Here is a 7846-nt window from a genome sequence, read left to right on the forward strand (position 1 = left end):
CAACATAATTTGCCGTCAAGTCAAATTGCGATTCCCGCTTTGTAATCTTGAATTTGCGGATTGTCTTGTGGTTGTCGAAAATCACTTGTTTCAGTTTTCCATGATCCATCGCCGCGTCCCTACAATGTCGATTATATCAGACAATTTTATGTAATTATAGTAGAATATAATCGACAATAGTATTATATAGAGTCTGATATATCCGATATTTTGATTTGTTTTTGTCGAGTATACCAAATAAATAATAATCTTTGTGTCGATTATACCCGACAGAATATAATGCTGTCAAGGAAGATTTTCTTTAAAAAAATTCGCAATAATTCCAAATCTGTGCTATAATCTTTAGGACAGTTTCAAAAAAAATATACTCAAATGCACACGGGCATACGCATTTAAACTCTGTGTACTCCGTGCGCTCTGTGAGGGATTTGAAAGGAGCATAACTTTTATGGAAAAATCAGAAATCCTTGAACGCGCGAAAAAATATATCGCGGACGAAAAAGATGTGCGCTTCCGAAAGGAAGTTGAAGACCTTCTTGCAAAGGCAGACGACAAAGAGGCTCTTGCAGAGCTTGAAGACCGCTTCTATCAGACGCTTGAATTCGGAACAGGCGGCTTGCGCGGCGTAATGGGCGGCGGAACTAACCGCATGAACACCCTTGAAATCAACCTGGCGACCCAGGGCTTGGCTAACTATGTTCTCAAAGCCTTCCCCCAAAAAGCAAAAGACGGCACTTTGAGCGCGGTCGTGGCTTATGACTCACGCAAGAACTCAGATGTTTTCGCTGAGGCTACAGCCCTCATTCTTGCTGCAAACGGAATCAAGGCATATCTTTTCACAGGACTGCGCCCGACCCCAGAGCTTTCTTTCGCAATCCGCGAGCTTAAGGCGCAGACGGGCGTTGTCGTAACGGCGAGCCACAATCCGCCTCAGTACAACGGCTACAAAGCGTACTGGGATAACGGTGCGCAGGTCATTGAGCCACATGATGTCGGTATCATTAAAGAAGTAAATGCCGTCAAAGAGGTAAAGACAATCTCAAAAGAAGAGGCTATCAAATCTGGCAAGCTCGTCCTCATCGACAAAGAAATCGACGAGAAATTCTGGGCTATGTGTAAGGCACAGCTTTTTCGCCCGGAGCTTATCAAAGAAAAGGCTTCTTCTGTCAAAATCGTCTACACTCCTCTCCACGGAACAGGCGCAATGCATGTTGAGAAGGTTTTGGGTGATTTGGGACTCAAAGTCATCACAGTTCCTGAGCAGCGAGAGCCTGACGGAGCCTTCCCCACGGTAGAAAAACCGAACCCGGAGGAAGCTCCTGCTCTCAAACTGGCAGTTGCCCTGGGCGAAAAAGAAAAGGCAGACTGTGTTATGGCGACAGACCCGGACGCAGACCGCTTCGGAACGGCCTTCCCCGGAAAAGACGGCAAATTCGTTCTCGTCTCAGGAAACCAGATGGGCGCTCTTCTCTGTGAGTATGTCCTTCTTTCGCGAAAGGAATTGGGAAAACTTCCTGCAAACGGTGCCGCCATCCGTTCAATCGTTACATCTCCATTCACTGACTACATCTGCAAAAAATACGGCGTAAAGATGCACGAATGCCTGACTGGCTTCAAGTGGATTGCCGCAGTGGAAGACGAGTTTGAAAAATCAAACACAGAAACTTATGTCTACGGCCTTGAAGAGAGCTACGGCTACAAGGTTGAAAAAGAAGTCATGGACAAAGACGGCGTTTCAGCTGCCGCAATGTGTGCTGAGATGACTCTCTACTGGGCTTCAAAAGGAAAATCAATCCTTGAGCACTTGGACGATATGTATAAAGAGTTCGGCTTCTTTGAAGACCGTGCAATCAGCCAGAACTTCCCTGGCTCTGCCGGAAAAGAAGTCATGGCTGGCATCATGACAAAGCTCCGCACAGAGGGACTTAAGACTTTGGGCGGAAAGAAAGTTCTCTGCATTAAGGACATCGGAAATTCTGTCTCTTACGACCCGGCAAATCCAGGCGCAAAAACAGAAATCAAGCTGCCTAAGTCAAATGTTCTCCAGTTTGTCCTTGAAGGCGGCACAATCGTTTCTGCCCGACCGTCTGGAACCGAGCCGAAAATCAAGTTCTACATCAACGCCCGCACTGATTCTGCAAACGGTCTCGACAAGGCAAAGGCCGAGAGCGCAAAAGTCTGCGACGCAATCACGGCTGACATCAAAGACTTGCTTTCTAAAGCTTAAGTAATTTTTATCCACAGATTAGCACAGATTTTCACAGATGAAATATATAAATCTGTATAATCTGTGGATTTTTTGTCTATGCCTAAATCTCACCTTCACTTACTTAATGATTACCGCCGAATGAACCGACTTTTGCACAGCGGGGCTGTTTTTTGCGCTTTGGACACAGAGACGACAGGACTCAAGCCTGCCGAAGAAAGAATTATTGAAATCGGAGCGGTAAAATTTGATAAAAACGGAGAACTCGGACGCTTCTCTACACTGGTAAATCCCCGCATTTTGATTCCTCATTTTTGTCAAGAACTTACCGGAATCACGAACAAGATGGTTTTCGGTCAGAAAGAATTTAAGGATATTGCCGATGATTTGCTTTCTTTTTTGGATGAATCAATAATCATCGCCCATAATGCCCAGTTTGACCTGCGATTTGTAAATACGGAGCTTGAGAGAATAAATCATGACTCGCTTTTAAACAAGGCAATTGATACCCTCAGATTTTCCCGCTGGGCTTATCCCGATAATGAACATTGGACTCTGCAATTTTTGGCAGAGCAACTTAAAATCGAAGTGAAAGCTGCTCACAGGGCAGAGGATGATGCCAGGGTCTGCATGGAGCTTTTCTTGCACTGTATAAAAGACACCATGGACAGGCAGAAGGAAATTATTTTGTAATTTTTTCTTGCCGATTAGCTAAAAATTCAGTATTTTTATAATATCAAAATGTATTAACTTTGGAGGAAATATATGAAACTAAAACCATTGGCAGACCGAGTTCTTCTTAAACAGGAAAAGGCTGAGTCAAAAACAGCATCAGGAATCATCATTCCTGAAACTGCACAAGAAAAAACACAGACAGCAAAAGTAGAAGCTGTAGGACCTGGAACTGAAAAAGACCCAATTACGGTAAAAGTTGGTGACCGCGTCATGTACGACAAATATGCCGGAGTACAGGTTAAAATGGACGGCGAAGATTACCTTATCGTAAAAAATTCAGATATCATCGCTATCGTTGAGTAGACAAATAAAAAATCGCCGAAATACGGCGATTTTTTATTTTACATCAAGCTGTCGTTTTAACAAGCGGGCATCCGCATTGCTTTGATCAAGGCTTATACTGTATCGAAGAGATGTTTTTGCCCCATCAATGTCCCCGGCATCAATTTGTATTTTAGCCGAACGATAAAGCAACTTTGATTTTATCTGCATAGATTTTGATTTTCCTGCCGCCAATGAATAAAGCGCAAGGGCACGATTTCGCTCTCCCATGCTTGAATAAATCATCGCAAGATTTGCCGCACTAGAAGAAGCCGCTAAAGGTGACATTGAAGTTATCTTTCCGCTTGCATTCGCAGATTTAACGCCACCAGTCTCAAAAACCACATACTCATACAAACGCTTTGCCGCCGTTATGTTTTTTTCGAGAAGTGAAAAGTATGCCGCGAATTCAATTTCCCAAATTTCCATTCTGTCAGCTTTATCAGCCGCACGGTCTCCAAAAGCAAGCCGAGCAACACTATCTGGAATTATAGGATTGTATAGAATTTTCTCTCCACCAAAAATATCTTTTTCTACAATTTCAGTTGTTCCTAATTCAGACTGCAATCTTTTATAGTTCAAATCAAATTTTGCATCTATGTAATTCATAAAAAGTTCTCTTCCCTCATCAATCAAACCATAAGAGAGGAATTTCTGTACGGCAAATTGCACTAAATGAGAAGGATATAAATTCGTACCCAGCTGGTTTTGCTCTAATTCTTCCCAAATCGCCGCTGTTTTCTGGATAAGATTCAAGTCTGGATTATTTTTCAAATAGAGGGAGAGCCTTTCAACGATTAAATCATCACTATGTTTTATGCCAGCCCTACTCTCACGCTCAAGGGTTTCTTCCATACGATAAAGTGCGTCAGCAATCGTGAATTTAGGTCGTTCATCATACTCGCGCATCTGACTTGTACGAAGACTTGTTTTCCTCAATTCTTTTTCCAGTTCTGTCATTTCAACAGGCTGAGAATCCTGCCAAGATAATTTTCCGTAAGAAATAAGAGCTGGAATAAAATCAGGTTCAGCCAAAATTGCCTCAATCAAATACTCGTAGGATTTTCTAAACTGCCTTTGCCGGAATGCATACAAAGAAGAATTTACCAAAATTGAAGCCTGAATCTTTGATCCATTATTTTTACAAGTAGAAATGTATTCTTCACGAGCCTCTTCAGCTGATTTTTCATCCTCAAGCATCATGTATGCATCAGATGCAAGAAGAGCCGCCGCAGAAGCAAGAATCGGAGAATTTACTTGGGTAAGATTTGCTGCCGCAATGTCATAATTTCCTGAATCATATTGCACAAAGGCCCAAAAAAGAGCATCCTGTGAATCTTCTAGATTTTCTTGCAAGGAAGACGCCATCGCATATTCGCCACGAAGAAGATAAATAATCGCGCAATTTCTAAGCCATCGGGAATCCTTCGTTCCGACATAAGTGTCATAATATGTAGAAGAAATTTCACGCTCAAAAAGAGGGCTTGAAGAATCAGAAAGACTGTCACTTTTCAGAAGTCGCCTCATTACAGCCTCAGCTCGAATCGAGCCATACTTTGTCCCCTCAAGACATTTCGTGACAGAAATCGCATCAGAAAGTCTGTCATGGCGAAGTAAAAAATGACCGTAGACGGCAGAAAGCTCAGGGTTTTCAGGAAGTTTCTTTAACCCTTTTGTAAGAACAGACTCGGCCCGCTTTTCCTCTCCCATAATCATATAACGACGATAAATTCCTATTCTTGCAAAAGAGCTGTAGGCTTTTTTCTCATATTTTTTTAAAAGCCGCATAGCCTCGCTTGTATCCCCATTTTTAATAAAAATGTCAACGGATTCCATCGCTGTCATAAAAGAAGAATCAGAAGATTTTGAACAAGAGACAAAAAAAATCCCCGTCAGGAAAAACAGAGAGCATAGCACACAAATTTTTCTCAAATAAGGGATTTTTTTCATAAGCTAAATTGATTTTCTTATATTATCAAGGATTGCATTCACGAATTTATACGAATCATCAGGGCCGTAATTCTTCGCAATATCAATTGCCTCATCGATGACAATTGAAGGATCTACATCTTTTGTAAAGAGAAGAGAATAAACACTCATACGCAAAATTGCAATAGTAACACGGTTCACACGGTTAAAATCCCAGTTTGTAAGATGAGCTTTAATCGTTTCATCGATTTTTTCGATGTTTTCAATTGTGCCTGCGATTAACATACGGGAAAAAGCCGAAGACTCATCATCAGGAAGAGCTTTCTCTACATCTTCATCTTCATTAGAGGAAGAATTTACCCATGAGAGATTAAGAACATCTTTTTCGTTGATGCCCCCTACATCCCATGAATATAAGCCTTGAAATGCGATAATTCTAGATTTTCTTCGTGACATTATTTTTCCCAGTTAAGAAGTTTGTTGAGTTTGTCGTCCTTCTGCTTGTACTCAAAATTGCTCGGAGTTCGCAAAGCCTCAGTTACATCTTGAACCGCGGCTACAAAGGCCTGACTCTGCATCTGGCTCGTGAGATTCTGTTTGATATAATCGTAGACAGTTATTGTAGTTTCTGGCTGTACAAGATCAGAAATTGCGAGCATCTTTGCAGAATACTTCTGTCGGACAACATAGAACTGATAGTCATTATCAGTTTCATTAAGAACAGACATATAACCAACATCACGAGTAAACAACTCAAGCAAATCATCATATTTAATACCAAGCTGCTGGGCATGTTGTGCAGTTTTTCCGATAAACACATCCCCACACTGATAATCCTTTCCACTGTCTGATTTTACTTTGTCGTATGAAAGGCTTTTATTCTTTACATTGTCATATAAGGCCTGAGCTTTGATTTTGGCGCCTTCTGCATTATCTGCTTTGGGAACAATGACCATAAAAAGTTTAGCCATATCATTCTGCACAAATGAAGCCTTGTTCAAATCATAAAACTTGCGGATATCAGCGTCAGATGGAGCCGCCTTGCTAATTTCGCCCTGTTTCTGCTGGAAAATATATTGCTGAACCAAAAGTTGGTTTTTAAGATAAGCCTTATAATCAGCGACATTCATTCCGACCTGTTCTTTCATGAAATCATCGAAACTCTTTCCTGTTTTATTTTTGACGATTTCAGAAAATTCAGCTTCGGTTACCTGACGACCAACCTGCTGACTCAGGCTCTGAACAAAATGCTGATTCACCTGAGTATCGGTAATATTCATACCTGCTTTTTGGGCAGCCTGAACGACCAATTTCTCATCTATCATAGCATCAAGGATTTCTTTTTTCTGCTCGACAGTAAAAGACTTGATGTCATTCTGTTTCTGGTAAGTTTCAACGCGATTTCGGAGCTGTTTGAGAGTGATAGTCTCAGACTTGTTAAGTTTTACAATAGCCAAAGGCTGCAAATCCGACTGAGCAAACGCGCCGAAGGCAAATGAAAGTGCAAGTGTTGCAGCAAGTAAAATCTTTTTCATATTTATTTCCTCTAAAAAATAAGAACATGCTTATTCTTATTTAGTTACATTTTTTATTGCGGATCCAGTGGCAAACCGCCAGAAATAACCGCGCGGATTCGGCGAACGCCAGCAGAAGATGACTGCTCTTTCTGGATTTTGAAATCACCGATTTGAGCCGTGTGCTGTACATGGGGACCGCCGCAGACTTCCTTTGAGAACCAGTCTTTTTTCGGGTCTTTTCCGATTGTGTAGACTTTTACATCCTCGCCATACTTGTTGGTGAAAAGTGCTCGCGCTCCCTCAGCCTTTGCCGCCTCAAGAGACATAATCTCCATTGTGACAGGCAAATCTTCCTTAATTTTTTCGTTTACGATGTCCTCGACCTTCTGAATTTCTTCTTTTGTCATAGGACGCTCGAATGTAAAGTCAAAGCGCATTCGCTCGTTGTTGATGTTGCTTCCTTTCTGAGCGACCTGATCGCCCAAAACATTGACCAAAGCCTGCTGCAAGAGGTGAGTTGCCGTGTGATATTTCGTGGTGGTGTCGCTCTGCTCGGCCAAGCCGCCCTTTGCTTTTCCTGCGTCCAGTGATTTTGACGCTTCCTGATGCTTTCGCTCAGCCTCTTTAAAGCCCTCGACATCAACAGTGAAGCCGTTTTCAGCTCCCAATTCCTGAGTAAGCTCAAGAGGGAAGCCGAATGTGTCGTAAAGACGGAAGGCGACTTTGCCTGAAATTTCCTTTTTAGGATTCTTCATGAGATTTGGAAGAAGCTTCTGGAATTCAGCCTCACCGTTTTTGAGAGTGACTCGGAATTTCTCTTCCTCGGCGGTAAGCTCTTTGCGTACTTTTTCGCCGTTCTGCTCAAGCTCAGGGTAAGCGCACTTGAAGTTTTCGATTACCACATCTGCGATTTCCGCAAGGAATGCCTTTTCGATGCCCAGCTTCATTCCGTGGCGGACTGCACGGCGAATCAAACGGCGGAGAACATAGCCAGCCCCGACTCGGTCAGGAGAAACGCCGCGGACATCACCGATGATGAAGACAGATGCGCGGGCATGGTCAGCGATGATTCGCACTGACTTGTCCTTTTCTTCGTCGCTTCCGTACTTATATGAAGAAAGCTCTTCGATTTTTGCGA

Annotated in this window: 7 protein-coding genes; 3 read left to right on the plus strand and 4 right to left on the minus strand. The window is 42.4% G+C overall.

Annotated elements, in window-relative coordinates; translation table 11 throughout:
• Positions 1 to 448 precede the first annotated feature (448 nt).
• From B2089_RS07260 to B2089_RS07270, 3 genes are all read left to right on the plus strand, one after another.
• The gene (locus B2089_RS07260; protein ID WP_296686534.1) at positions 449 to 2227 is read left to right on the plus strand and encodes a phospho-sugar mutase; all 1779 of its coding nucleotides are present in this window, start codon (positions 449 to 451) and stop codon (positions 2225 to 2227) included.
• Between the two features lie 78 nt (positions 2228 to 2305).
• Entirely contained in the window at positions 2306 to 2899 is a 594-nt protein-coding gene (locus B2089_RS07265) for a 3'-5' exonuclease (protein ID WP_296324794.1), read from the plus strand.
• Between the two features lie 72 nt (positions 2900 to 2971).
• The gene (locus tag B2089_RS07270) at positions 2972 to 3244 is read left to right on the plus strand and encodes a co-chaperone GroES (RefSeq protein ID WP_296324797.1); all 273 of its coding nucleotides are present in this window, start codon (positions 2972 to 2974) and stop codon (positions 3242 to 3244) included.
• Between the two features lie 33 nt (positions 3245 to 3277).
• Here the strand turns inward: B2089_RS07270 and B2089_RS07275 are convergent, their stop codons facing one another.
• From B2089_RS07275 to B2089_RS07290, 4 genes are all read right to left on the minus strand, one after another.
• Positions 3278 to 5107, minus strand: coding sequence for a tetratricopeptide repeat protein (locus tag B2089_RS07275; RefSeq protein WP_296324801.1), 1830 nt, complete (start codon positions 5105 to 5107; stop codon positions 3278 to 3280).
• 108 nt (positions 5108 to 5215) lie between these two features.
• A complete protein-coding gene (gene nusB, locus B2089_RS07280; RefSeq protein ID WP_296324804.1) occupies positions 5216 to 5647 on the minus strand; it encodes a transcription antitermination factor NusB in 432 nt (143 codons plus the stop codon).
• Entirely contained in the window at positions 5647 to 6726 is a 1080-nt protein-coding gene (locus B2089_RS07285; RefSeq protein WP_296324807.1) for a SurA N-terminal domain-containing protein, read from the minus strand. The genes nusB and B2089_RS07285 overlap by 1 nt, the downstream gene beginning before the upstream one ends.
• 53 nt (positions 6727 to 6779) lie before the next feature.
• Positions 6780 to 7846 (minus strand): alanine--tRNA ligase-related protein (locus tag B2089_RS07290; protein WP_296686540.1); only part of this gene is annotated, 1067 nt, incomplete at its 5' end.

Origin of the sequence: Treponema sp. UBA3813, from assembly GCA_002368605.1 — a bacterium.
Lineage (GTDB): Bacteria > Spirochaetota > Spirochaetia > Treponematales > Treponemataceae > Treponema_D.